A 22,522-nucleotide genomic window follows, 5' to 3' on the forward strand; every position below is an offset into this window, starting at 1 on the left:
CTACACCTTTCCTATCTTTAAGCAAAGCAGAATCACGGCAAATAAAAGGGCAACTCCCCCTGCCAGATAATCTATCTGCTGAAATTGCAGTCTTTTAAAAGAAGTCCTTCCTTTACCATTACCATAAGCACGCGCATCAATTGCATAGCTCAGCTGTTCAGCACGTTGAATCGTTGTGAAGAGCAGAGGAATAATGATCGGAATGTACGCGTATATCCGTTTAGGCAGTGACAATACTGTAAGATCATAACCTCTAGCCTTCTGTGCGAGAAGGATACGATCAAGCTCCTCCTTGAGGGTAGGGATAAAACGGATCGCAATCACTATCATTAAAGAGAACTGTTCTACGGGTACCCCCAATTTGGATAGAGGGGCAAGCAGCTTTTCCAGACCATAAGCTAAGTCCAGCGGCTTAGTAGTTAAGGTTAGAACTGAGGCTAACAAGATGAGCAATATAATACGCCATACAAAACGTAATCCTGTTCGCAGTCCCTCTTCAGTCACCTCGATAAAAAACCATGACCAGAGAACCGTCCCTTTGGTGAACACGGCATTGTAAACAAAAGTAAACAATAAAATAAATAATACCGGCCGCAGCCCTCGCCAAAAAAAATGCACAGGAACTTTCGACAGTAACAACATTCCCAGTACAAAAAAGGTTGCAACAACATAACTAATCCCCGTTCCAAGCATCATAAAGCTAAGCATGAGCATCACGATACTTACAAGCTTTGTACGAGGATCTAAACGATGAAAAATCGAATGTGTCTCCACATATTGACCGACTAATACGGAATCAGCCATGCCCTTGCCCCCTCGAATGCCAAATCGGCAAAATCGCTTCGAGGATATCCTGCTCTTTACAGCTGGCAACTTCAATCTTCTGGTCAGATAATTCCTCCATTAGCTTCAAGAGCTGTACGGGTTCAGGCAAGGATAGTCCAAGTTCCAGCAGTAATTCTTCCTTTTCCAGAAACAATGTTCTGATATCATGATGCCCTTTTAACTGACCTTCATGAAAAACAATGACCTCATCCGAGTATTCGGCAACATCATCCATTTGATGCGAAACGAAGAGGATCGTGTGATTGTCTTGTTGCTGCCATTCCTTTAGTAGCTTCAGCAAAGACACTTGGCTAGCAGGATCGAGACCCGCTGTCGGTTCATCCAAAATCAGCAGCTTCGGATTTGTCATCAGTACAGAGGCAATAGCTACACGGCGCTTTTCACCACCGCTTAACTGGAATGGATTTAAGGGGAGAATTCCCTCAGGCAAACCCACTTGTGGCAAAATCGTTTCAATCGCCTCTGTAATTTGCTGACGTGAAGCACCCTGCTGATTCAGAGCAAAAGCAAGCTCCTTATACACCGTTGTTTCGAATAGCTGATGCTCAGGATATTGAAAAACGAAACCCAACTCAGGGACAACCTTTAAGCGCCCTTTGGCATCTCTGCTGGCAGGCTGCTGATTAATCCAATAGTCTCCTTTTACGGTGGGAATCAAGCCCTTCAGCACTTTGACAAAGGTAGACTTTCCTGCGCCTGTTGGACCGATAATAGAAATCCATTTGCCCTCAGGAATAGTGCAGTTTATATTGTGCAAAGCCACATGATCGGCATAGTTCACACTTAGATTTTTTAATTGGTAGACCATTGTGATCGAATTATCCCCTTCCAATCGGCTGTTAGCGGTGCTGCTGAATGGAGCAATGTATGTACACGCACTGCGAAGGGCAGTTGTAATTGATAGTCCGCAACAGGCATGGTTTCAAAAAAAGTCAGTGGATCGCCGTCAAACTCAAGTCGCCCTTGGTGCAGGAGCAATACGCGTTCTGCTGCAAGCACTTCCTCCATATGGTGGGTGATATGAATAAGCGTCAGGCCTTGACGATGCAGCTCTTGCATGATGGAAAGAACCTGCTGTCTTCCCTGAGGATCAAGCATTGAGGTAGCCTCGTCAAAAATAATGACTTGCGGGCGCATCGCCAATATAGCTGCGATAGCGACACGTTGCTTTTGACCTCCAGATAGCTGATGTGGCATAGCCTCCAGATAATCCTCCATTTGAACGGCCTGCAAGGCATGATCCAATCGGCTGCGCATTTCCTCCCTCGGCACACGGATATTCTCCAAACCAAAAAGCACCTCATCCATAACGGTTGTGGTGATAAACTGATCCTCTGGATTCTGAAAAACAAAACCGATTTGCTGATGGATCTCCGCAAGATCCGTTGGTTTTGCCGTGTCCAAGCTCTTAAATTGTACAGCCCCTTTTCGTGGCAGCAGCAGTCCGTCCATGAGCTTTGCAATAGTGGATTTGCCAGAACCATTCGCGCCAACTATCGCCACAAACTCCCCTGCTTCTATCGTAAAGCTAATATCCTCCAGGAGAGGTTGTCCCTTTTTATAATAAAAACAAACTTGATCGAAGGTAAGCATTTATTCACTCCCCTTTTGAAGGTGCCAAGCAGCAAAAAATGCCTCAATGCTGTTCTCGGAAAATGCAGGTGCAGGCTTCTCCCATTTTGTCACTTTTGATCCATTCACAGCAAAGATTTCACCGGTTAAATCCGCGTCGGACTCCCTCAATAATGCAGTCACGAAGGAAGCGATAGCCTCCGGGTCACCTATTCTCCAAAAGTCAGGCAAAGGTTCATTCCGACTGGCATGTTTTTCCCTCAGATGGTCAATTATAGGTCTGGTCATATCCGTTAACGCCGCTGGAGAGATCGCATTGACCCTAATCTGGTCAAGTTTCAGCTCTGCTGCGAGCGTCCACATCATGCCGAGTATTCCAGCCTTGGCTGCACTATAATTCACCTGACCCACGGAACCTGCTAGTCCAGCAGCAGAGGTCATCAACAGGATATCCCCACCTGTTTCACGCATATGTGGTAATACTCGTTGAATGCAATAATAAGTGCCATTTAAATGCACATCCAGAACATTCTTCCACTGTTCATCCGTCATACGTTGACATTTCTGATCCTGCACAATTCCCGCGTTAGCTATCAACACCTCGATACGACCGTATCGGGCAAAGACCTCATCTACCATGGCAGTGACTGCGACGGAATCGGCTACATTAGCAGCGTACCCTAGCGCCTCTCCGCCTGCCTGGCGGATCTCGCGCACAACCTCATCGATTAAGATTTGTTGCGTACCATTTACAATCACTATATAACCTGACTTGCCAAGCTGCATGGCGATACTACGTCCGATCCCTCTTGTTGCTCCAGTAATTAAGGCCACTTTATTCATCACTACACCTCTTTCACAGCAAAAGCTCCCGCAGCAATAACATCGCCAGCTTCTGTTGTAAGGATCACTTTCACAAAGCAAGCGTCCTCTACAAAATCAAAAATCACGACACTATCGACCTCTATTGGCTTATGAAATTTCATATCATATTGAGTGATCCACTGTGTAGGGTGCTCAGCAATATACAAAGATTGGGCTAATCCCATAAGATACATCCCATGTGCGATGGGTCGCTCCAAACCAGCCTTGGCTGCGGCCTCTGCATCTAGATGTATAGGCGCCAAATCTTGGGAAGCAGTTGCATATTGCCGGATAGCCTCAGCTGTTATGCACTTTTTTATCATGATCATCACCTACCCGAATTAACACCGTTTCTGCGGTGACTATTAGCTTACCCTCACACCTACAAACCAGCGTATGTGTGTAAAAAGTCAGTTTACCCTGTCTGCCTTCTTTTTGCACCTCGCCCGTTAACGCTAATTCACAATCCAAAATCATCCCCGCCGTAATCGGAGCCTGATATGAAAATTTCTGAGTGCCGTGAAGCAAGGGTTCACCGATGATTAACCAAGGAATATCGAAGTCTTGCCAGAAAATAATAGGCATCGTCGCAGGAGCGATCAGCTTTCCATTTATCGTCTGCACGGGTGCTTCAATACTCTGTGCATAGTCCGAAATCCATTCAGCAGTCATATGGATCTGATGTCGGACACTGTTCATTCTATAACCTCCACGAGTGTTGCCAGACCTATCCCACCGCCGATTCCCAGAGTAGCAAGCCCTCGTTGGTAAGGGGCATGTTGCATTTCAGCACATAAGCGAGTCATTAAAATAGCCCCGGAAGCTCCGTATGGATGGCCTATTGCTAATGCCCCCCCGCCAAGATTGACCTTTTCCTGTGGAATTTGAAGCTCGTTCAGTGATGCCAATACTTGTGAAGCAAAAGCTTCGTTAAACTCTACGATATCTAAATCGGCAACGGTAAGCTTTTGGCGTTTTAACACCTTTTGCACAGCTGGTACAGGTCCCATACCCAAATAGTTCGGATCTACACCCGCAGCTTGCGCATCCACGACCCGCAAAATAGGCGTAAGCTTAAGCTGCTGGCATTTCTCACTAGACATCATTAATAGAAGCGCTGCGCCATCATTAATAGGACAGGCATTTCCAGCAGTGACGGTACCCTTTTCTTCAAAAATTGGCGGCAGCTTTTGCAGCTTGTCCAGACTCGTATTTGCCCGAGGACATTCGTCGGTGTTCACCCACTGCCCCTCTACCTGAAGAGGTACTATCTCCTGCTGAAACCGGTCACTTTGCTGAGCATGAACCGCCTTTTGATGGCTTTTTAAGGCACATTGATCCTGCTCTTCTCGAGAAATCCCGTATTTCCTAGCTACATTTTCTGCAGCAATTCCCATATCCGGATCACCGTAAGAGCTAGGCGTAAAATGTGCACGGGTATACAGCTGTGGAACCCCCATTAACGTCTGTGGTTTAGCCATTTTCCATGGAGCACGGCTCGTACTTTCGACACCACCTGCTAAATAAATCTCACCAGCGCCGCTTTGAATCAGTCTTGCTGCTATATTAATTGCCTCTAGCCCAGATCCGCACTGACGATCCACGGTGACGCCCGGAACCGAAACAGGCAGCCCCGCTTCAAGCGCAGCTACCCGGGCAATATTACCTCCTGGGCCCACAACATTCCCAATAATGACATCATCGATCAGTTCTTTAGGCAAGTTCGTTTCGGCTACAATATGCTGAATAAGCGGCGCCAGTAATGCCTCCGGCTCAAGTGTACTTAATAAGCCACCCATTCTGCCAACCGGTGTACGTTTTGCCATGACAATTACTGCTTCTATCATATCATCGCTCTTTTCACATAGTCTTTCATCGCTTGCCGGGCAATTTTGCCACTGCTTGTATAGATAAATTCATCCAGGGTTAGCAGCTGCTTCGGCGCTTTGTAGCTCGCTAAATACTGGCGGCAATAATTCTTAATTTCTTCGACAGATAAATGCTGTTCTCCGCTCCACTTCACGAGGGCTATCAGCTGTTCTCCCCAGTAATCGTCAGGCACGCCAAGCACCATCACTTCATCTATTTCCGGAAGAAACTCCAGCACCCTCTCTATTTCTTCCGGATAAACGTTCAGCCCTCCGGATATGATTTTATTCTTCAAACGTCCCGCCATATATAAATAACCAGCTTCATCCTGATAAACATAGTCTTCTAAAACAAGCCATCCCTCTCTAAAAGCTGCTGCTGTCTCATTCGGCAATTGATGGTAGCCTAAAAATATCATATCACTACGCACATATAGCTGCCCAATCTCCCCAGGAGGGACTTCCCGGAGCTGGTCATCACGAATGGAAATTTGCACCCCGGGATAAGGTTTGCCTACAGAGGTCGGATTATGCTCGGTCAGAACATCCAAATAACTAATATAGCTCGCTTCTGAAGAACCGTAGGATTCATAAAGCCTAGCTCCACCAAACACTTCCATGCCCCTTTTCTTGGACAACTCCGACCACTTTGCACCTGAGCTAATAATCGCATCAATCTGTATCTGCCCAGGTACAGCCTGCTGCATCATGGATTCGATCATTGTTGGTACGACGAACAGCACCACGCCCGGAATTTGCTGGCACAGCTCTAACACCTGCGTGGCACTAAATTTTTGTGTGATATGAAAGGTTGCTCCACCATATAGACTCTGCATTACGGCGAATAAGGATAGGGAATGCACAAATGGACCTGGTGCCAAAACATCCTTCATAGCGTCCAATTCAAAAGCAATATTCGAGACCTCAAAGCTTTTTAACCATGATAAATGGGTACGCATATAACCTTTGGGCAATCCGGTTGTGCCTGAAGTAAAGCCAATAAATAATAATTCATTCGTCTCATCCAACTCAGCCTCCGGCTTCAGGGCAGCCAGCCACTGATCATAGGAACCTGTTCGTTCATTTGAGAAGGTCAATGTTTGGATCATTTGATCCTTGAAGGTCAGATTCTTTGCGGCTTCCGGCTCGGCAAAAATCATTGTCGGCTGGCACTGCTCTATAATAACCTGCAGTTCATTAGCACTCCATTTGGGATCTAAGGGAATGGGAACACAGCCCGCATAAATCGCCCCCAAAAAAACCTCAACAAATTCAATACGATTCGTAGACAAAATCGCGATTTTGTCATGCCTCAGACCCTTTTGCTGTAAGCCATTCGCGATTCTCCGCATCGTTTTTACTAATGTGGCATAGGTATGACTTGCTTGGTCATGGGTTAAGGCAATGCTGTCGGGCTGCTGTGCTGCATGACGCAGTATAGGAACTACTAGATTCATCCTGATCACACCTGTTCGTAATTTCTGTGACTACCGATTATATACATTCTCTTCAATCGGACTGCCCCGCAAGTCCAGCCCAAACTAAAGGATATGTGATAAGCGCCATCGAAGTCGCTCCTGTTAAACTAACCCGCTAGAATTGCTACGATAGCTTATTTTAGCTTTATATTATTTTTATGTACACATCTTTCATGTAACTATTAAGTCCATCTTACAACGAAAAAACAGCCAGCACGCATCGATTATGATCGGTACGCGCTGGCTGTATTGTTGTTTAGTCCTTCTTTTGAACGGATGATGGTGAACCCTCTTCAGCAAAAGTAAAGGTTCGGGCGATATATAAGATAGGTGTGCTTACTGCGGTTAGTAAGAACTTCGCTAGATAAGTCGTAAGCAAAATTTCAAGCCATACATTCCAGTCATACAAGCCCGCAAACGCAATGGTACAGAAAATAAGTGTATCCACAAAGGAGCTAATCATCGTACTACCGTTGGAACGAATCCACAGCTGACTTGAGGTGCTGTAATATTTACGAATCCAAGAGTACAACCGAACATCTAGGAACTGACTAATGAAGTAAGCAGTAAGACTACCCAAAGCTAGTCGAGGCATCAGCCCAAAAATCGTCTCCAAAGAAGACTGAGCGATATCGGTCTCCTGCGGCTTAAATACTAATACCATCTGCATAATGACTGTAGTCATAAGCAAGGTGAAGAAACCAAACCAGACCGCTTTACGTGCTTCCGCTCTTCCGTACTTCTCATTAAGTAAATCGCTGGTCATATATAAAGTGACATACATCGTATTTCCGAGTGTCATCACAATATCAAATGGCATAGCAATCGTCTTAGCTACCTGAATGTTAGCAATTACAGTAGCAATACCTACCCAGGCATACATTCCACTTTTCCCGAACAAGCGGTAACAGAGTAGAAAAAAAGCAAAATTGACAATAACAAATAAAACTCCCCACAGCAAATTAAACATATTACTGAAATTCCTCCTAGTTTTGTTTACGCGGGATGGTTACGAACCGCGGCTTACAATATTAAATTTTCGGAACAAAACATTAATACTCTATCACAATAGCGCTTAACAATCCATAAAAATAATATTTTTATATGAAATTGGTAGTTCCAGTTCTTTTTTTTCGACAATTATCTAAAATAGTCAGCAATAATTCATTTTTTTCAGAAAAAAATGCTCTATAGGACAAAACTTTCACTATTCATCCAGAGGTTAATTCTATAGAATAGTATCAAACACCTTATTCCCGATCCATTTAGTAGAAATATGACATAACTATGGAATATATCTCGGGTCGCCAATTTCCAGCAGTTGGCATGGAGTATCTAGTGAAGACCAAAAAAAGAAATGACCTCACCGTCCATAAAAAAAGGAGAGAACGATATGTTTCGTATCAAGCATTCGATCAGTCGCAAATTCACGCGTTTATTATTTGTTGTTCTGTTGCTCACGTCTCTTTTGTTAAGCACCAGCTTCTACTTTATCTCCATCAATATCTTCAACAGCTATGTTATGCCACAGATTAACAAAATCCTTACTGCCGCTGCTCAGGACGTATATAAGAATCTCAACGTAATGCACGCCCAGCAAACCCTAAATAAGAACGATCAGTCTGCCACCAATCTCGAGTTCTATTTTCAGGAAAAGAGGAAACAACATGGAGTGGAAACCATTTTTCTGGTCAATCTGAAAGGGAAAGAAGCTGAGATTCTATCCGCAGATCACGATGCAAAATTGCAACGGGCAGAAAGTGTCACCGTATCCTCTGCAATGCAACAAGCCTCTAAAGGAAAAACTGGACTAAGCGATACATATAGCGACGCACATGGTATACATAAAACAGCTTATATCGGTATTCCCGGAAGTACGATGGTTATCGGTGTAAGCAGTGACGTAAGCTTCATTCAAGAAAAAACAGACAGTATTCTATGGACAAGTGCCGGAATCACACTTCTGACGTTGATCATCGGTCTAACTGGTGCATGGTTTATGAGTGTGCGTATAACACGTCCAATCTCAAAACTGGCAGCTTATAGTGCCCGGCTCGCAGAGGGAGATTTCACCGAAGAATTATCAGTTAAAGGAAATGACGAAGTTGCACAGTTGTCCGTAAGCTTCCAAGCGATGACCCAACGCCTGAAAGAAATGATTGGACATGTACTGGTAACCTCTAATACTGTCGTTGCGGATTCCAACTCTTTAAAAGAACGTGTTGAGGTTCTCAATGATATGGCGGAACACTCCAGCTCATCGGTAATAGAAATCGGCAAAGGTAGTACGACTATCGCTAGCAGTGCATCAGATAACTCGAGAGCAATGGAAGAAATCAATTTAGGCATTCAAAGTATTGCCTCAGCAGCGAATGAAGTCACGGAGCAAATCAGTGAGGCTTCCGCTGAAGCAAGTGGCGGTAATGAAATTGCTCAAAGCGCTGTGCTGCAAATGCGCCAGGTTGAACGTGCTTCCCTACAGTCGCTGGATCAATTACAAATCATGAATGAGCGTTCAGTAATGATCGGAGAAGTCGTTCACAGCATTACTGAAATTACGAAACAGATCCAAATGCTGTCGCTGAATGCTTCAATCGAAGCTGCACGCGCAGGAGAGCATGGACGCGGCTTTGCTGTTGTTGCGGGAGAAGTACGCAAGCTGTCTGAACAATCCCGTAACGCAAACGAACAGATCCGTGACTTCCTACTTGGGCTTCAAGAAGATATGAGCCGCTCCGTTACCGAGATGAACCACGTGAATTCTGAGGTTGCCTCTGGAGTCGGCAAAGTAGCAGAAGCAGGTGATGCCTTTAATCACCTCCTGATTCTTATCCAAAGCATCAATCACAGCATCCAATCCGTATCTGCGGCTACACAGCAAATCTCGGCAAGTACAGAAGAAGTCAGTGCTTCCGTCGAAGAAACTGCACAAATTACATCAAGATCGCAAGAAAGTGCGGACACACTCGCTGCTAACTCAGAGCGGCAGCGCGTCGAACTGGAAGGCCATGCAGAAACCGTTAAACATCTGTATGAGCAAGCCAAGAAACTCCAAGAAGCTGTGCAGCAATTTAAGATTTAACGCTTGAAAACCAATAACCCCCGTTCACACGAAAGTGTTGAAGGGGGGTTTTTAGTTTATGGCTCACTAGCGCTTGCTGAGGTCTCGTTTAGACTCGGCTGCATGCGCTAGGCTTGCGCGGAGCTCTCGCTTAGACTCAGGGTGCATGCGCTAGGCTTGCGCGAAGCTCTCGCTTAGACTCGGCTACATGCGCTAGGCTTGCGCAAAGCTCTCGCTTAGACTCATCACGCCATTTGCTGCTGGCTTGCGGACTCAGATGCCGCTATTACTCGAAAAACTGCCATTTGGAGGCTTTTTCGGACTCGAGAGACGCTATGGCCTCATAATCAACCCAGACTCAGCCTATTTCGCTCAAATAGCGCCTCTGATGTCCGAAAACGCTCCAAAATAACCCTTTTTTCGCAAATAAGGTCTCCTGAGTCCGGAACCAAGTTACTCAAGGTTCCTCCATGGATGCTACCTACTGCAAATTACTCAAAGTTCCTCCGTGGATGCTACCTACAGCAAGTTACTCAAAGTTCCTCCGTGGATGCTACCTACAGCAAATTACTCAAAGTTCCTCCGTGGATGCTACCTACAGCAAATTACTCAAAGTTCCTCCGTGGATGCTACCTACAGCAAGTTACTCAAAGTTCCTCCGTGGATGCTACCTACAGCAATAGAATCAGCTACATGCACTAGCTTGCGCGAAGCTCTCACTTAGACCTCAGCACGCTATTTGCTGCTGGCTTGCGGACTCAGATGCCGCTATTACTCGAAAAACTACCATTTGGAGGCTTTTTCGGACTCGAGAGACGCTATGGCCTCATAATCAACCCAGACTCAGCCTTTTTTGTTCAAATAGCGCCTCTGGTGTCCGAAAACGCTCCAAAATAACCCTTTTTTCGCAAATAAGGTCCCCTGAGTCCGAAGCCAAGTTACTCACTCAGTAAAAACTAGGTTACTCAGCTTTCATTCAGCTTTTATGGCTAAGCAAACATCACTCAACTTAGTGTCGCGGTGCCCAGAGGATGACCGATACACCGATCACACAAATACCTGCTCCGACCCAGTCATATACGTCTGGTGTCTTCTTGTCTACAAGCCATCCCCATAAGACCGCGAGCACGATAAACACCCCGCCGTAAGCCGCATACACTCTGCCGAAGGAAGGGAATTTCTGCAACGTAGGGATAATCCCATACGCTATCAGAATCAAGGACCCCACTAAGCCGTACCAAAGTGGCCTTGATTCTCTCAACCATAACCACACTAAATATCCGCCACCGATCTCAGCAAGGCCAGCAATTATAAATAGCAGAATGGCAAATAACATGTCATCCCTCTTCCCTGTCAATCTCCTAAAAACGCAAAGGTTACTCATAACAAATTGTACTCAAGGTTCATCCGTGGTGCTACCTACAGCAAATTACTCAAGGTTCACCCGTAGAGCTACCTACAGCAAACTACTCAAGGTTCATCCGTGGAGCTTACATTAAATTGTACTGGAGCAGCAATAACACTAGCAGCAGCACAACCTCCAGCAGCTCGTTCAGCGCGCCGTACACGTCACCGGTGAGCCCGCCGAGCCGGCTGCTGATCCGCCGCGCAGCTGCGGTGCCGCAGGCCAAGGCCGCGACCGGCAGCAGCAGAGCTGCCGCCAGATGCAGCGGCCACGCGGCTAAGCCAGCGCCGAGCGCCAGAGGCGCAGCGGCGGCGGCCAGCGAGAGCAGCGCGGCGACTGCCAGCGCGCGCCGCTCATGCGAGGAAGCTAGGCCGGCGAAGTTCGCGGCCAGCCCCTCGTCTCCACGGGCAATGGGATAACGCACCATTGCCCGCACCATATACCAGCGGCTCCAGACCGCTGGTACCAAGAGCAGCGGCAGCTCGTAGTAGGCGTAGCCTTCGATTAGAGCTGCCAGCAAAGAAGCTTTAAACAGCAGGAGCAGCACGCAGGCAAGTACGCCCATCGCACCCACACGGCTGTCCTTCATAATCTCCAGGGCACGCTCCCGTGGCCGATAGCTGAGCAGACCATCTGCGCTGTCCATCCAGCCATCAAGATGCAACCCGCCAGTGAGGCTTACCCACAGAATCAGAGCGATCACTGCTGCTGGCCAAGCAGGTAAAAGCAATCCCGTCAGGGCTGCTCCAGCAGCTACACACAGCCCAATTGCTGCGCCTACCATGGGATAGAAGATTACACTGCGGCGCAGCAGTTCAGGAGAGAATCCCGGATCACCTTTTACAGGAAATCGGGATAAGAACTGAAAAGCAGCTACGGCCGCATCCCTACGCTCCCTCATAAACGATACTCCCTGCTCTTAAGCTCAATCGGAATTCCAACAGTTACTAAAAAGACCTGTTCGCATTGCCGAGCGATCAGGGCGTTCATTCGTCCCGCCAGATCACGATACAATCGGCCAAGCGCATACTCCGGAACAATCCCGTCGCCAACCTCATTAGTGACCAGAATAAGCGTCCCTTGAAAAGAACGCACACTGTCTTCAAGTCTTGTTATTTCACTCTCAACAAGCTCTTGTCTATTTTCAAAACCTTCCACGGCCAATAATGCATTGGATAACCATAAGGTCAAACAATCTACGAGCACCGCTTTTTCACCCGATAATCGCTTTAGCAGATCTGGTAAATCATACGGTTCCTCAAGCGTCTCCCAAGCGTAACCACTTTCCATTCGTTGATGCTGATGCAGAGCAATCCGTTCCTTCATTTCGTCGTCAAAAGCCTGTCCGGTTGCTACATAGAAGGCCTGATCTGCCAGTGAATGCATCAATTTTTCTGCAAAACCACTTTTACCGCTACGTGCGCCTCCCGTTACAAGAATGCTCATCGTTGACCAGCTCCAGAGATGCCTGCACTTTCAAAGGTTGCCATTTCGCTCAAAATGCGGCAGATCGCCTCGATTAAATGAAGGCATAATACTCCCCCTGTTCCCTCACCCAATCGCAGACCGAGATTAAGCAGCGGTTCAAGTCCAAGCTGCTCCAGCATTAGCTTATGACCCCGTTCTCCTGATACATGAGAGGCTATCATATAAGCGATGGATTCAGGTGCAAGGGCTTTTGCCACAAGCGCTGCCGCCCCCGAAATAAAACCATCCAAAATGATAGGTGTCCGATTAGCAGCCGCACCAAGAATCAGTCCCGCCAAGCCAGCGATTTCCAGTCCGCCAACTTTAGATAATACATCCAACGGATCTGCTGAATTCGGCTGATTTACCTTTAAGGCGCGTTCCACCACTGCAATTTTATGTAGTAAACGTTCATCATCAATTCCCGTTCCTCGTCCCACAGCTACTTCAGGGGCTATTCCTTTGAGAGCACATAGAATGGCAGCACTAGCCGTAGTATTCCCAATGCCCATTTCGCCTGTTATAAAAATCTCCGTTCCGTTCTTAACCGCTTCCTGCGCAACTCTTATCCCAACAAGAAGAGCATTCATGGCATCCTCACGACTCATCGCAGGTCCCACAGCCATGTTATCCGTTCCCCGGCGCACTTTACGATCAATCAGATCGACATGACTAAGATCGCCGTTTATGCCAACATCGACAAACTGTACCTCTGCCCCAGCTTGACGTGCCAATACATTTACAGCCGCTCCACCGCTGAGAAAGTTATGGGCCATCTGCAGCGTGACTTCCTGTGGAAATGCGCTAACCCCTTCGCAGCATACCCCGTGGTCAGCAGCCATCACAACAACTGTTCGTTTGGTGAAACTAGGCTGCTCCGTACCCGAAATTCCAGCGAGCTTAACAGCTAGAGGTTCCAATTGTCCCAAACTGCCCGGAGGTTTGGTCAGAATGTTCAGCCGATGCTCCGCCTTGAGGATGGACTGATCATCAGCCGGAATGATTTGTTTAATTACGTCTTGAATATCTGAAAGCATATAATTACGACCTCCTATTAAATGTATCCGTATAACCTATTCTATCTCATATTCGCAGAAAAGCCCCCATCTATGATAGAGGGGGACTTCTAGAATTACAACTTCACTTTCATAAAATCTTCGATTCTCTCCAGCGCCTCTGTCAATTTTTGTAAGGAAGCGGCATAGGAGCAGCGAATATAACCCTCTCCGCCTGCTCCAAACACATGACCCGGAACCGCAGCGACACCGACCTCCCTGAGCAGCTGCAAAGCGAAGTCTTCTGATTTCATTCCGGTATGAGCGATGGAAGGAAAGGCATAAAATGCACCCGCAGGTTCATGGCAAGGTAGTCCAATGGATCGAAATCCACTAACCAGCAGCTTTCTCCGCTCATCGAAGCATTGCTTCATATGTTCCTTATGCTGCATTCCGTTGCGCAATGATTCAATCGCAGCAATTTGACCGAGCACGGGGGCACACATTGCAGTGTATTGATGGATTTTTAGCATCGCAGCAATTAATTCTCGATCGCCACAAGCATAACCCACTCTCCAGCCAGTCATTGCAAAAGCTTTGGAGAAGCCGCTAATCACAATCGTCCTTTCCAGCATCCCGGGAAGAGAGGCGATGCTGACATGCTGACTGTCATACGTAAGCTCGGCATAAATTTCATCTGAAATGACCAGTAGGTTATTCTCTTTTACAATCTGTGCAATAGGCAGCCAATCTTCATAAGTCATTACTGCACCTGTAGGATTAGTCGGAAAATTCACCATAAGAAGCTTCGAACGCGGAGTAATCACCTTCCGTAACGCTTCAGCAGTAAGCTTAAACCCCTGCTCGGCCGATGATTCTACCTCCACCGTAACCCCCCCGTTCAAATGGGTAATCGGCGAATATGCGATATAGCTGGGAGAAGGGACGATAATCTCATCCCCAGGTGTAATGAAAGCTCGTAATGCCAAGTCCACAGCCTCGCTGCTGCCCACCGTAACCATAATCTCATCGTTTGGCTCATAACGAAGCTTGAAACTTGTGTGCAGATAAGTAGCGATCTCCTCTCTAAGCTCCAGTAACCCGGAATTTGGCGTATACATCGTTTCCCCATTATTCAAGGCATGAATACAGGCAGCTCTTACATGCTCCGGTGTAACGAAATCTGGTTCCCCTACACCCAGCGATATAATATCCTGATTCCCCGTACTTAGGTCAAAAAAAGCCCGAATCCCCGATGGCGCAATCTCCCGCACTCGTGGAGCAATCCATTCATTATGCATGGCTGTACACCTCTTCTTTTGCACTCTTTTCCGTTAGGGAAAGGGAGATGATTTCGTCCAGTAGTCCGCTGAAGGTGTAGCCTGCCGCTTGCGCGCTTTTGGGTAAAAGACTGGCCTTCGTCATGCCTGGTAACGTATTCACCTCCAGCACATAAGGAATACCCTCTTTAAGCAGCATATCAACCCGTGCATACACGCTACATTTTAGTGCTTTATAACAGCTCAAGGCAGCCTCGCGTACCCGTTCATGCACTTCAGTAGGCAATTCAATGACCCGTTCATCTGCTCCGCCTTCTTCGTACTTAGCACTGTAATCGAACCACTCGGCATTTGCTGAGGTAATTCCCAGAATAGGCAGCAGCTCTCCGTTTAGAATAGAACAGGTGATTTCTTGGCCTTGAATGTAGCTTTCAATCAAAATCGCCTGATCACAGGCAAAAGCCTTCTGCACTGCGCACAACAGCTCCTCGCTGCTGCTCACTTTTTCCATTCCGATACTCGAGCCGCCTGAACATGGCTTCACCATAACCGGATATCCGAGCCGTTCCACCGCTTCAGCCGAATAATCCTTCATGCTGTCCCAGCATAGCCAATCTGCTGTGTTGACGCCTGCGCAGCGCATAAGCTTTTTGGAGAGATCTTTATCCATACAAATGCTGCTAGACAAAACCCCGCTGCCCGTATACGGAATCCCCATCGTCTCCAGCGTTCCCTGAACCGTACCATCCTCGCCGTAAGCTCCATGAAGTGCAAGCAGCGCGATATCGATCCCTTTTGCCTGCTCAATAAGCTCCTCACGCTTGGTGATCACAATTGGAATAATTTCATATTTATTGGGGTCTAGATTCTTCAATATTTCTCTACCGCTATTCATGGATACCTCATACTCTGAGGATACCCCGCCCATAATTACGCCTACTTTCATCTCAAGCACCTCTTTATCCCATTAGTTGTCGAGCTGTTCTGCCAATAACCTCGATCCCCTTGCGGATATCCTCATCCGTCACTCTGGAGAAACCGATCCGTATCGTATTTTGCCCTTTACCGTCTGTGAAGAATATATCTCCTGCTGTAAAAATAACCCCTTGCTCATGACAGGCCGCCAACAGCGTCCTTGTATTAAAGCCCTCCGCGAAGGTTACAAAAAGATGCAGGCCACCGTCCCCTGACAGCGCCGTATAAGGAATAAAATCCTTGCAGCATTGCAGGGTTAATTCATACTTTCGTTTGTATTCCGCTCTGGCTTTTTTCAAATATTTCTCTAAATGGCCACCCAATAAATACTGATATAAAATGGATTGATCCAGCGTCGAGGTATGAATGGTACGGGCGCGCTTGACGCTTTCGAGGGAATTAATCAACTCCTGATCCGCCAGCACCCAACCTACACGTAGTCCCGGAAATAATACCTTGGAGAAGCTGCCGAGATAAATCACGCTGTTGCCGCTGCCTGCTGCTGCGATAAGTGGAGCCACATGTGAGCCCGAATATCGTAATTCCTCGTTAAAACCATCTTCAATCACCGGGACTTGGTAGCGATTCATCAGCTTCATTAGCCGCTGTCTTTTCTCTGGAGACATTACAATTCCGGTCGGATTATGGTAAGAAGGGACGAAGTATGCACAGTCAAAAGCTTGCTGTTGCAATGCTTTCTCCAGCTCCGCCAAATCAATCCCATCACGCTCCATCGAAATCCCGGTGATCTCAAAACCGTTCAGCTTCAAATTTTTGATCGCTGTATGATGCGTCGGATTCTCACAAATGACCGAACCATTTTTTTTACTCAGAGCAGACAATACAATATCGAACCCCTCTGTAAAACCATTGGTGATCAATATATCCTTGCCCCTCATTTCAACGCCCTTGTGCTCCATATACTGCTTCAAATAGTCTATTAAAGGCTTATACCCTTTGGCATAGCCGTAATTTAGCAGAACGTTGCCTTCTACCGACATCCGATCCATAAAGGACCGCTTCACATTATCCAGATCAAAAAGACTCTCATCAGGCGCTATGCTGGTGAAGGAGATCGTCCCCTTCTCCGCTCGAATCCCGCGCTTCATGATATCCAGTTCCTCCGCCAGCACCGCGCGATCATTGAGACGTGACTTCCAGTCCATCGTCCAGGAAGAGATCGTTTCACTGCCGGGCGGCGTAGCTGCAACATAACTTCCTTGCCCTTGCACGGCATAAGCAAAGCCATCATCCTCAAGCCCTGCATAAGCAGAGATTACGGAGTTGCGGCTAACCTTAAGCAATGTGCTGAGCTCTCGTGTGGAGGGCAGCTTTTGATTGCCTTGCAGACCGCCTTTTATGATTAAGTGCTTCATATAGTCTTTAATTTGTATATACACCGGCCGTCCGGCTATGAGCTTAAAATCCTTAAACATCTCTCAATCGCCCCCATGACTATCATGGCACAATCACTCGCTTAAAAAAAGAACCACAGCCATGGGATTTTAATCCGGCTGTGGTTCTATGAGGGGACAAATGCCCAAAAATCAAGTTACAGATCTATGCTTCGATCACAAGCTCCCCTTCTCCAGCAGGGATCTCAAAACCATTTAAAAACCGGGTTAATATGTCCTCAGTAATCGGAAATGCGGCATTGGCGTCAAAACGTTCACTCCGGATAAGCAGTCTCTGACGTAATTCATCCGGCTGAACCTTTAAGTGAATCAGTTCCCACACGCCAGCATAATCCTCAATAAGTTGCTTGTAATCGTTCCGTCTCTGACGTTGCCAGAAGCTGAAATCGATGACAACATGATGTTTTGCCTGAAGCAGATTCACCAGCTCCCCCCGCAGTTTTATCTCCGACTCTTCTTTATAGAACTCATAATTCTGCTCTGGATAATCCACCCCGAAACGGCCGTGCGTGGCCCAAATATCTTCATCTATCGAAAGTCTGGCGAATCCCTCTTTCTCCAGCTTTTTAGCAAAAGTTGTTTTACCCGACCCCGCTACACCGCACATCATCACTACGATGGAAGCAACACTCGTACGCTTTTGCTGAAGCAATTTTTCAATAACTAACTTTTCGCTCAGCATTATAAATGCATCTCCCTTCCAATTGATGGTATACTCATCGTTACAAAATACTTTCTCAAGGGATAGTGATAAGGATATGGTGAAATCAGTCCAGCAGACCTCCTAAAATGAAAAACGAAATAATTTTAGGAGGTCATAATAAATGATTTTTAACCCGATTGTCATTGATAACTGGAGTAGAAAACCCTATTTTGAACATTATTTAAACAATGTCAGATGCACCTATAGCATGACCGTAAATATTGATATCACCCTTCTACTGTCAGAGCTTAAGCATAAGGGAATTAAGCTGTACCCAGCACTAATCCACATGATAACTACGGTGGTGAACCGTCATAGTGAATTCCGCACATGTTTTGATTCTGAAGGTAGATTAGGTTATTGGGATAGCTTGTCACCTAGTTTTACAATTTTCCATGATGATGATAAAACTTTCTCAAGCATCTGGACTTCGTACGGTGAACAGTTTAATGATTTCTATAACCGTTATCTCGATGATATGAAAATGTACGGAAGTGTGAAACAATTTATCGCTAAAGCAAACGAACCATCGAACACCTTCCCTATTTCCAGCATTCCGTGGGTCAGCTTCACGAGCTTTAACCTGAACGTGTATAACGAGGGAACCTACCTACTTCCCATCTTTACGATAGGGAAATATTTTCAGCAAGACAAAAAAATACTATTACCCATCTCGGGGCAATTCCACCATGCTGTGTGCGACGGTTACCATGCCAGCATGCTGTATAATGAATTACAATCACGTGCAGATACCTATACGGAATGGTTACCTAACCTCTAATTAACCACGTTATTCTGCTGACAGCAAACGATAGTTCAAACATAAAGGGTTCCACCTATTAGGTTTTCCTAATGATGTGGAGCCCTTATTTTCATGTAATCATCCTTTTTCCACAATATCAGCTTTATCAGCTGACCATTGTCCATGCTGCCAGAGTATTTTTAGTACCATTACATTCCCTGGAGAAGGAGCCACTGCACTGTAGAATGTGAGGTCAGGAACTAACTGTGCAAGTAAATTCCTGATTACCCCCCCATGCGTCACTACCATTACTCTATTCGATGTAACCTCACTTTTTTTCTCCTTGATAGCACAGCATCCAAATGCAGCCATAGCAGCTTGACCTAGATCTAACAGGAAACTACGCAACCGTGCATCGAATTCTGTCCACGATTCTCCTTCTGGCGGTGTAACCTTTGAAGGATCATCAATCCAATGTCTATATAGAGAGTTATCTTTCAACTGCTCATAGGTGCAGCCTTCCCAAGCTCCGAAGTTCATTTCACGAAGCCGCTGATCGTAAATAGCGTCCTGCTCTAGTGAAGGTGCTACGAAAGCCAAGGTCTCCTGACATCTTAGCAAATCGCTACAGAACACACGCCAAAAACCACCTGATAACTCAGCCTGCATGCAGATCTGCTGCTGAAGTTGGGATAGCCGCTCACTTGCGTCAGGAAGCAATGGAAGATCCGTATGTCCCAGGTAACGATGCTCAACATTCCATTTCGTCTGCCCGTGTCGGATAAGCACTAGCTCAAGCTCTATAGAGGGAATTGCCATACCGACGCTCAGCCTCCAATCCATATCCATGCCGCAACCGCGCATAGACCTACAAATATTGAAGAGCAGAGCATCATCATCCGCGAGGTCTGGATAATATCATTTGGTTCCATCGTACGTACCGGATCACCCATATAAGCCCGAAAAGAAGCGACGCCATGATACACATTTTCGCCTCCGAGTCGGATGCCAAGTGCGCCAGCCACAGCTGATTCTGGATAACCGCTGTTAGGGCTTGGATGTAGATGTGCATCCCGCTTCACCATTTGCAGGCAACTACGCCAATCCAGACGAAGCATCCCTGCACATAGAGCCAAAAGTAATGCCGTAATCCGTGCCGGGATGAAGTTAGCAACATCATCGAGCCGGGCAGATGCCCAGCCGAGATCACGGTATTTATCGTTCTTATAACCAACCATTGAATCGAGTGTATTGACCGCCCGATAAGCCATAGCAAGCGGCGCACCGCCAATCAGCGCGTAGAAAAGTGGAGAAATAATCGCATCGACAATATTCTCTGCTACGGTCTCCACCGTTCCACGGACAATTTCAGGGGCGTCTAGCGAAGTCGTATCACGTCCCACGATCATCCCCAAAGCCTTGCGGGCAGCAGGGAGATCGCCCTTCTGCAATTCCACGTACACCGCCATTCCTGCATCTTTTAGTCCCTTGGAGGCAATCGTGGTTGAAATCAACCAAACCTCGGCTATCCAGACGAGCCAAGGTGAGATATATGACAGCAGCCATAGCAGGATGGCTGTCAGTGCCCAAGCACCGCCCGCCACACATAGCGGAAGTAACACCCCAGCTCTGCGCAGGCTTTGCGGGCGGGACCATAAACGACGGATCGCCCACTCCAGAGCCGTAATTGCTTTGCCCATACCAATTACGGGATGAGGCAGGTTACGCGGATCACCTACGATCCGGTCAATCACATAAGCCGCAAGCAACACCAAAGCGATTGTCACAGGCAATCACCTCTGAACAATCTTCTACTTCTCCAGCTATCCATTGTCATTAGCTGTCCTTCCTTGCCTGCACCGACAGCAGGCTGCCCGTCACAGCGCTATATATAAGCCGGCCGATAGCGCCTCCGAGATCGGTTGCTGTTCCGGCGTAGACATGCTCGGCGCTGTATCTCCCGCTTTGGCTCACAGCGAGTACAATAGCATCCGTAGTTGTGCCGGTTGCGATTAGGCCATTCTCCGGATCGGTAATCCCGAGATCTGCCAGCGCAGCAGCTTTGGCTTCGACAGCTGTCTGCACAGCATTGACCATGGCCGCCGGTGTCAGGCGGCCATCAATGCAGAGCATGATGTTAATCGTACCCGGCCGATACACAGCCAATACATTGCGTTCCACGCCTGAGCGCGCAGCATTTCCTGCGGCGGCTGTAACGCAAACAAAAATCCCCGCTGAACCCGTGTCCTCTTCAGCTACCGCTGCATGCTCTAGCGGTACAGCCGTCATCAGACCGGCACAGCCGGATAAAGGATAACCCCAATCGCGCAGCTTATTCTCCATATCCTGGACAGGATCACTACATTCGTAATTGCGATCTACATATAAATTAACCGCCCGCTGCAGCCGGTTCATTCCTCCGCCGTAGAACGCGCTCGATAAACCATCCGCTGCTGCTGGCAGCTCCAGCAGCAGATGCTTATCCTTCCACTGCAGAGCAAGCCCTGGCCAGACGGCCGGATGATACTCCCTGATTCCCCCTGCAAGATTAAATGGAATCTTCACTTCCACCATAGCCGATCCCGCTCCTTTCACCGCTCATTTCTTTCATTGAATACTTACAACCATCCTCGAAAGGATGCCCCGCCAATAGCGCTGTCAGCTCCCTCCGCACATCATTAAGGAATACGTGCACCTGTCACTTAGTCGCTAGAATCTCCGCCATCTGCAGCAAAAGGCGGGCATTATCCTCATGTCCCTTAACAGCAACTCGAATATGCCCTGAACCTAACCCTGCATACATAGCGCAGCTGCGCACAAGTATACCTACGCGGCCAAGCCTAGTCTGCAGCTCAGCCGCACTCCACGGTGACGGCAAGCCACAGAGCAGAAAATTGGCTTCTCCCGGTGGGACATCGCAGCCCAACTGCACTAGACCCTGCCGCAGCGTTTCGCGTTCTGCTGCAATAAGCTCACGCGTGCGCTGTTCATAGTCACGTCCGCTTGTAAGGCAGGCTTCCCCTGCCAGCAGCGCCAAGCCGTTCACACTCCAGGTGACCTGCTTTCCGCTCATCGCCTTCGCCAGCTTCGGATGCGAAATCGCAAACCCGAGACGCAGTCCGGGAATCGCATAAAACTTCGTCATCGACCGCACCAGAACCGTATGCGGAAACTGCTCCAGCTCCGGCAGGAGTGTATTTCGCTCTGACTCCGGGATAAAGTCAATAAAAGCTTCATCCACAGCCAAATAAGTCCCGCAGCTTTCAGCCTTCTGCGCTAACAAGCGCAGTTCCTCCACAGCATACTGAACTCCATTGGGATTATTCGGCTGTCCGAGAAATAACAGCTCCACCTGTTCCAGCAGCCCGGCAATCTCCTCCACTCCAGCGCGAAAATGCTGTTCCCTAGTCCCCTGGACCGACAATACTTCAGCACCAAATTGCCCGGAAAGCTGCCTATACTCAGAGAAACAAGGTTCCACGATGCCAACCTTTTGCGGAGCTATCGCCAACAGCAGCAAAGCCATAGATTCCGCTGCTCCGTTACCCACGGTTAACCAGCCACTATCTACGCCAAGATTTTCCGCCAGTAGTTGTTTAAAGCGTCGGTGTCCAGGGTCCGGATATGTAACCACCGTTGACAGTGCTGTTCTAAGCAGCTCCAAAACTTCCGGTGGAGGACCGAGTGGATTGATGTTGGCACTATAGTCGAGAAATGTGCCCCCAGCTTCTCCATAGAGCTCCGCTGCCGTCAGCAAATCACCGCCATGTCCATATTTTTCAAGCATAATTACACTCCCTCTATCTACTTTCTCTAGCACGATATGTATGTCATTGCCACCATTATTGACT

General features: G+C 47.5%; 23 protein-coding genes and 1 riboswitch. Of the genes, 2 read left to right on the top strand and 21 right to left on the bottom strand.

What is annotated here, in order from left to right; genetic code table 11:
* The 9 genes from MHH49_RS03715 to MHH49_RS03755 all read right to left on the bottom strand — a co-directional run bounded on the left by MHH49_RS03715 (position 1) and on the right by MHH49_RS03755 (position 7,598).
* On the bottom strand, positions 1 to 804 hold the full coding sequence (locus MHH49_RS03715) for an energy-coupling factor transporter transmembrane component T family protein (protein ID WP_076147454.1): 804 nt from the start codon (positions 802 to 804) through the stop codon (positions 1 to 3).
* Positions 797 to 1,654 carry an ATP-binding cassette domain-containing protein gene (locus tag MHH49_RS03720; protein WP_076099021.1) on the bottom strand — a complete coding sequence of 286 codons (858 nt, stop codon included), beginning with the start codon at positions 1,652 to 1,654 and terminating at the stop codon, positions 797 to 799. The genes MHH49_RS03715 and MHH49_RS03720 overlap by 8 nt, the downstream gene beginning before the upstream one ends.
* Positions 1,639 to 2,439 carry an energy-coupling factor transporter ATPase gene (locus MHH49_RS03725; protein ID WP_076274620.1) on the bottom strand — a complete coding sequence of 267 codons (801 nt, stop codon included), beginning with the start codon at positions 2,437 to 2,439 and terminating at the stop codon, positions 1,639 to 1,641. Before MHH49_RS03725 ends, MHH49_RS03720 begins: the two co-directional genes overlap by 16 nt.
* Complete coding sequence (locus MHH49_RS03730; protein ID WP_341137900.1) at positions 2,440 to 3,261, bottom strand: SDR family NAD(P)-dependent oxidoreductase; 822 nt, start codon at positions 3,259 to 3,261, stop codon at positions 2,440 to 2,442.
* Positions 3,262 to 3,263: 2 nt separating this feature from the next.
* On the bottom strand, positions 3,264 to 3,605 hold the full coding sequence (locus tag MHH49_RS03735; RefSeq protein WP_341137901.1) for a MaoC family dehydratase: 342 nt from the start codon (positions 3,603 to 3,605) through the stop codon (positions 3,264 to 3,266).
* Entirely contained in the window at positions 3,580 to 3,981 is a 402-nt protein-coding gene (locus tag MHH49_RS03740) for an FAS1-like dehydratase domain-containing protein (protein WP_076128119.1), read from the bottom strand. The genes MHH49_RS03735 and MHH49_RS03740 overlap by 26 nt, the downstream gene beginning before the upstream one ends.
* The gene (locus MHH49_RS03745; RefSeq protein ID WP_341137902.1) at positions 3,978 to 5,129 is read right to left on the bottom strand and encodes a thiolase family protein; all 1,152 of its coding nucleotides are present in this window, start codon (positions 5,127 to 5,129) and stop codon (positions 3,978 to 3,980) included. The genes MHH49_RS03740 and MHH49_RS03745 overlap by 4 nt, the downstream gene beginning before the upstream one ends.
* Positions 5,126 to 6,607: an AMP-binding protein gene (locus MHH49_RS03750; RefSeq protein ID WP_341137903.1), complete on the bottom strand. Its 1,482-nt coding sequence runs from the start codon at positions 6,605 to 6,607 to the stop codon at positions 5,126 to 5,128. The genes MHH49_RS03745 and MHH49_RS03750 overlap by 4 nt, the downstream gene beginning before the upstream one ends.
* Before the next feature lie 277 nt (positions 6,608 to 6,884).
* On the bottom strand, positions 6,885 to 7,598 hold the full coding sequence (locus MHH49_RS03755; protein WP_076128125.1) for a queuosine precursor transporter: 714 nt from the start codon (positions 7,596 to 7,598) through the stop codon (positions 6,885 to 6,887).
* Positions 7,599 to 7,608: 10 nt separating this feature from the next.
* Positions 7,609 to 7,654, bottom strand: a riboswitch (PreQ1 riboswitch).
* 367 nt (positions 7,655 to 8,021) lie between these two features.
* Between MHH49_RS03755 and MHH49_RS03760 the strand changes: the two genes are divergently transcribed.
* Entirely contained in the window at positions 8,022 to 9,710 is a 1,689-nt protein-coding gene (locus MHH49_RS03760; protein ID WP_341137904.1) for a methyl-accepting chemotaxis protein, read from the top strand.
* A 988-nt stretch (positions 9,711 to 10,698) separates the two neighbouring features.
* Here MHH49_RS03760 and MHH49_RS03765 read toward each other — a convergent pair.
* From MHH49_RS03765 to MHH49_RS03800, 8 genes are all read right to left on the bottom strand, one after another.
* The gene (locus MHH49_RS03765) at positions 10,699 to 11,025 is read right to left on the bottom strand and encodes a YnfA family protein (RefSeq protein WP_036681801.1); all 327 of its coding nucleotides are present in this window, start codon (positions 11,023 to 11,025) and stop codon (positions 10,699 to 10,701) included.
* Positions 11,026 to 11,179: 154 nt separating this feature from the next.
* Positions 11,180 to 11,995 (bottom strand): adenosylcobinamide-GDP ribazoletransferase, encoded by an 816-nt coding sequence (gene cobS, locus MHH49_RS03770; RefSeq protein WP_341137905.1) that lies wholly within the window; start codon positions 11,993 to 11,995, stop codon positions 11,180 to 11,182.
* The gene (gene cobU / locus MHH49_RS03775) at positions 11,992 to 12,540 is read right to left on the bottom strand and encodes a bifunctional adenosylcobinamide kinase/adenosylcobinamide-phosphate guanylyltransferase (RefSeq protein WP_036681798.1); all 549 of its coding nucleotides are present in this window, start codon (positions 12,538 to 12,540) and stop codon (positions 11,992 to 11,994) included. Before cobU ends, cobS begins: the two co-directional genes overlap by 4 nt.
* Positions 12,537 to 13,598 carry a nicotinate-nucleotide--dimethylbenzimidazole phosphoribosyltransferase gene (gene cobT / locus MHH49_RS03780; protein WP_076104822.1) on the bottom strand — a complete coding sequence of 354 codons (1,062 nt, stop codon included), beginning with the start codon at positions 13,596 to 13,598 and terminating at the stop codon, positions 12,537 to 12,539. The genes cobU and cobT overlap by 4 nt, the downstream gene beginning before the upstream one ends.
* Before the next feature lie 95 nt (positions 13,599 to 13,693).
* On the bottom strand, positions 13,694 to 14,857 hold the full coding sequence (locus tag MHH49_RS03785) for an aminotransferase class I/II-fold pyridoxal phosphate-dependent enzyme (protein WP_341137906.1): 1,164 nt from the start codon (positions 14,855 to 14,857) through the stop codon (positions 13,694 to 13,696).
* Positions 14,850 to 15,782: a D-alanine--D-alanine ligase gene (locus MHH49_RS03790; protein ID WP_076224705.1), complete on the bottom strand. Its 933-nt coding sequence runs from the start codon at positions 15,780 to 15,782 to the stop codon at positions 14,850 to 14,852. The genes MHH49_RS03785 and MHH49_RS03790 overlap by 8 nt, the downstream gene beginning before the upstream one ends.
* A gap of 13 nt (positions 15,783 to 15,795) precedes the next feature.
* Entirely contained in the window at positions 15,796 to 17,247 is a 1,452-nt protein-coding gene (gene pdxR, locus MHH49_RS03795; RefSeq protein WP_076104824.1) for a MocR-like pyridoxine biosynthesis transcription factor PdxR, read from the bottom strand.
* Positions 17,248 to 17,371: 124 nt separating this feature from the next.
* Positions 17,372 to 17,908 (bottom strand): AAA family ATPase, encoded by a 537-nt coding sequence (locus tag MHH49_RS03800; RefSeq protein WP_036681786.1) that lies wholly within the window; start codon positions 17,906 to 17,908, stop codon positions 17,372 to 17,374.
* Positions 17,909 to 18,050: 142 nt separating this feature from the next.
* Between MHH49_RS03800 and catA the strand changes: the two genes are divergently transcribed.
* Positions 18,051 to 18,710 carry a type A chloramphenicol O-acetyltransferase gene (gene catA / locus MHH49_RS03805; RefSeq protein ID WP_038569162.1) on the top strand — a complete coding sequence of 220 codons (660 nt, stop codon included), beginning with the start codon at positions 18,051 to 18,053 and terminating at the stop codon, positions 18,708 to 18,710.
* Positions 18,711 to 18,809: 99 nt separating this feature from the next.
* Here catA and MHH49_RS03810 read toward each other — a convergent pair whose 3' ends face one another.
* From MHH49_RS03810 to MHH49_RS03825, 4 genes are all read right to left on the bottom strand, one after another.
* Positions 18,810 to 19,490, bottom strand: a complete 681-nt coding sequence (locus MHH49_RS03810) for a histidine phosphatase family protein (RefSeq protein ID WP_052096836.1) — start codon at positions 19,488 to 19,490, stop codon at positions 18,810 to 18,812.
* Between the two features lie 8 nt (positions 19,491 to 19,498).
* Positions 19,499 to 20,458 carry an adenosylcobinamide-phosphate synthase CbiB gene (cbiB, locus tag MHH49_RS03815; protein WP_038569160.1) on the bottom strand — a complete coding sequence of 320 codons (960 nt, stop codon included), beginning with the start codon at positions 20,456 to 20,458 and terminating at the stop codon, positions 19,499 to 19,501.
* A gap of 49 nt (positions 20,459 to 20,507) precedes the next feature.
* Positions 20,508 to 21,245 carry an adenosylcobinamide amidohydrolase gene (locus MHH49_RS03820; RefSeq protein ID WP_038569158.1) on the bottom strand — a complete coding sequence of 246 codons (738 nt, stop codon included), beginning with the start codon at positions 21,243 to 21,245 and terminating at the stop codon, positions 20,508 to 20,510.
* Between the two features lie 124 nt (positions 21,246 to 21,369).
* Positions 21,370 to 22,458, bottom strand: a complete 1,089-nt coding sequence (locus MHH49_RS03825; protein WP_038569156.1) for a pyridoxal phosphate-dependent aminotransferase — start codon at positions 22,456 to 22,458, stop codon at positions 21,370 to 21,372.
* Positions 22,459 to 22,522: the final 64 nt, after the last annotated feature.

It is taken from the genome of Paenibacillus sp. FSL F4-0122 (genome assembly GCF_038002845.1).
GTDB lineage: Bacteria > Bacillota > Bacilli > Paenibacillales > Paenibacillaceae > Paenibacillus_AQ > Paenibacillus_AQ odorifer.

Coding starts and splice junctions, on each gene's coding strand:
- MHH49_RS03735 (WP_341137901.1), bottom strand. CDS start 3,605: ATGATAAAAAAGTGCATAACAGCTGAGGCTATCCGGCAATATGCAACT.
- cobT (WP_076104822.1), bottom strand. CDS start 13,598: ATGCTTTCAGATATTCAAGACGTAATTAAACAAATCATTCCGGCTGAT.
- MHH49_RS03790 (WP_076224705.1), bottom strand. CDS start 15,782: ATGAAAGTAGGCGTAATTATGGGCGGGGTATCCTCAGAGTATGAGGTA.
- MHH49_RS03785 (WP_341137906.1), bottom strand. CDS start 14,857: ATGCATAATGAATGGATTGCTCCACGAGTGCGGGAGATTGCGCCATCG.
- MHH49_RS03825 (WP_038569156.1), bottom strand. CDS start 22,458: ATGCTTGAAAAATATGGACATGGCGGTGATTTGCTGACGGCAGCGGAG.
- MHH49_RS03725 (WP_076274620.1), bottom strand. CDS start 2,439: ATGCTTACCTTCGATCAAGTTTGTTTTTATTATAAAAAGGGACAACCT.
- pdxR (WP_076104824.1), bottom strand. CDS start 17,247: ATGTTTAAGGATTTTAAGCTCATAGCCGGACGGCCGGTGTATATACAA.
- MHH49_RS03740 (WP_076128119.1), bottom strand. CDS start 3,981: ATGAACAGTGTCCGACATCAGATCCATATGACTGCTGAATGGATTTCG.
- MHH49_RS03715 (WP_076147454.1), bottom strand. CDS start 804: ATGGCTGATTCCGTATTAGTCGGTCAATATGTGGAGACACATTCGATT.
- MHH49_RS03810 (WP_052096836.1), bottom strand. CDS start 19,490: ATGGCAATTCCCTCTATAGAGCTTGAGCTAGTGCTTATCCGACACGGG.
- cobS (WP_341137905.1), bottom strand. CDS start 11,995: ATGAGGGAGCGTAGGGATGCGGCCGTAGCTGCTTTTCAGTTCTTATCC.
- cobU (WP_036681798.1), bottom strand. CDS start 12,540: ATGAGCATTCTTGTAACGGGAGGCGCACGTAGCGGTAAAAGTGGTTTT.
- MHH49_RS03800 (WP_036681786.1), bottom strand. CDS start 17,908: ATGCTGAGCGAAAAGTTAGTTATTGAAAAATTGCTTCAGCAAAAGCGT.
- MHH49_RS03765 (WP_036681801.1), bottom strand. CDS start 11,025: ATGTTATTTGCCATTCTGCTATTTATAATTGCTGGCCTTGCTGAGATC.
- MHH49_RS03750 (WP_341137903.1), bottom strand. CDS start 6,607: ATGAATCTAGTAGTTCCTATACTGCGTCATGCAGCACAGCAGCCCGAC.
- MHH49_RS03720 (WP_076099021.1), bottom strand. CDS start 1,654: ATGGTCTACCAATTAAAAAATCTAAGTGTGAACTATGCCGATCATGTG.
- MHH49_RS03755 (WP_076128125.1), bottom strand. CDS start 7,598: ATGTTTAATTTGCTGTGGGGAGTTTTATTTGTTATTGTCAATTTTGCT.
- MHH49_RS03730 (WP_341137900.1), bottom strand. CDS start 3,261: ATGAATAAAGTGGCCTTAATTACTGGAGCAACAAGAGGGATCGGACGT.
- MHH49_RS03820 (WP_038569158.1), bottom strand. CDS start 21,245: ATGGTGGAAGTGAAGATTCCATTTAATCTTGCAGGGGGAATCAGGGAG.
- MHH49_RS03745 (WP_341137902.1), bottom strand. CDS start 5,129: ATGATAGAAGCAGTAATTGTCATGGCAAAACGTACACCGGTTGGCAGA.
- MHH49_RS03760 (WP_341137904.1), top strand. CDS start 8,022: ATGTTTCGTATCAAGCATTCGATCAGTCGCAAATTCACGCGTTTATTA.
- catA (WP_038569162.1), top strand. CDS start 18,051: ATGATTTTTAACCCGATTGTCATTGATAACTGGAGTAGAAAACCCTAT.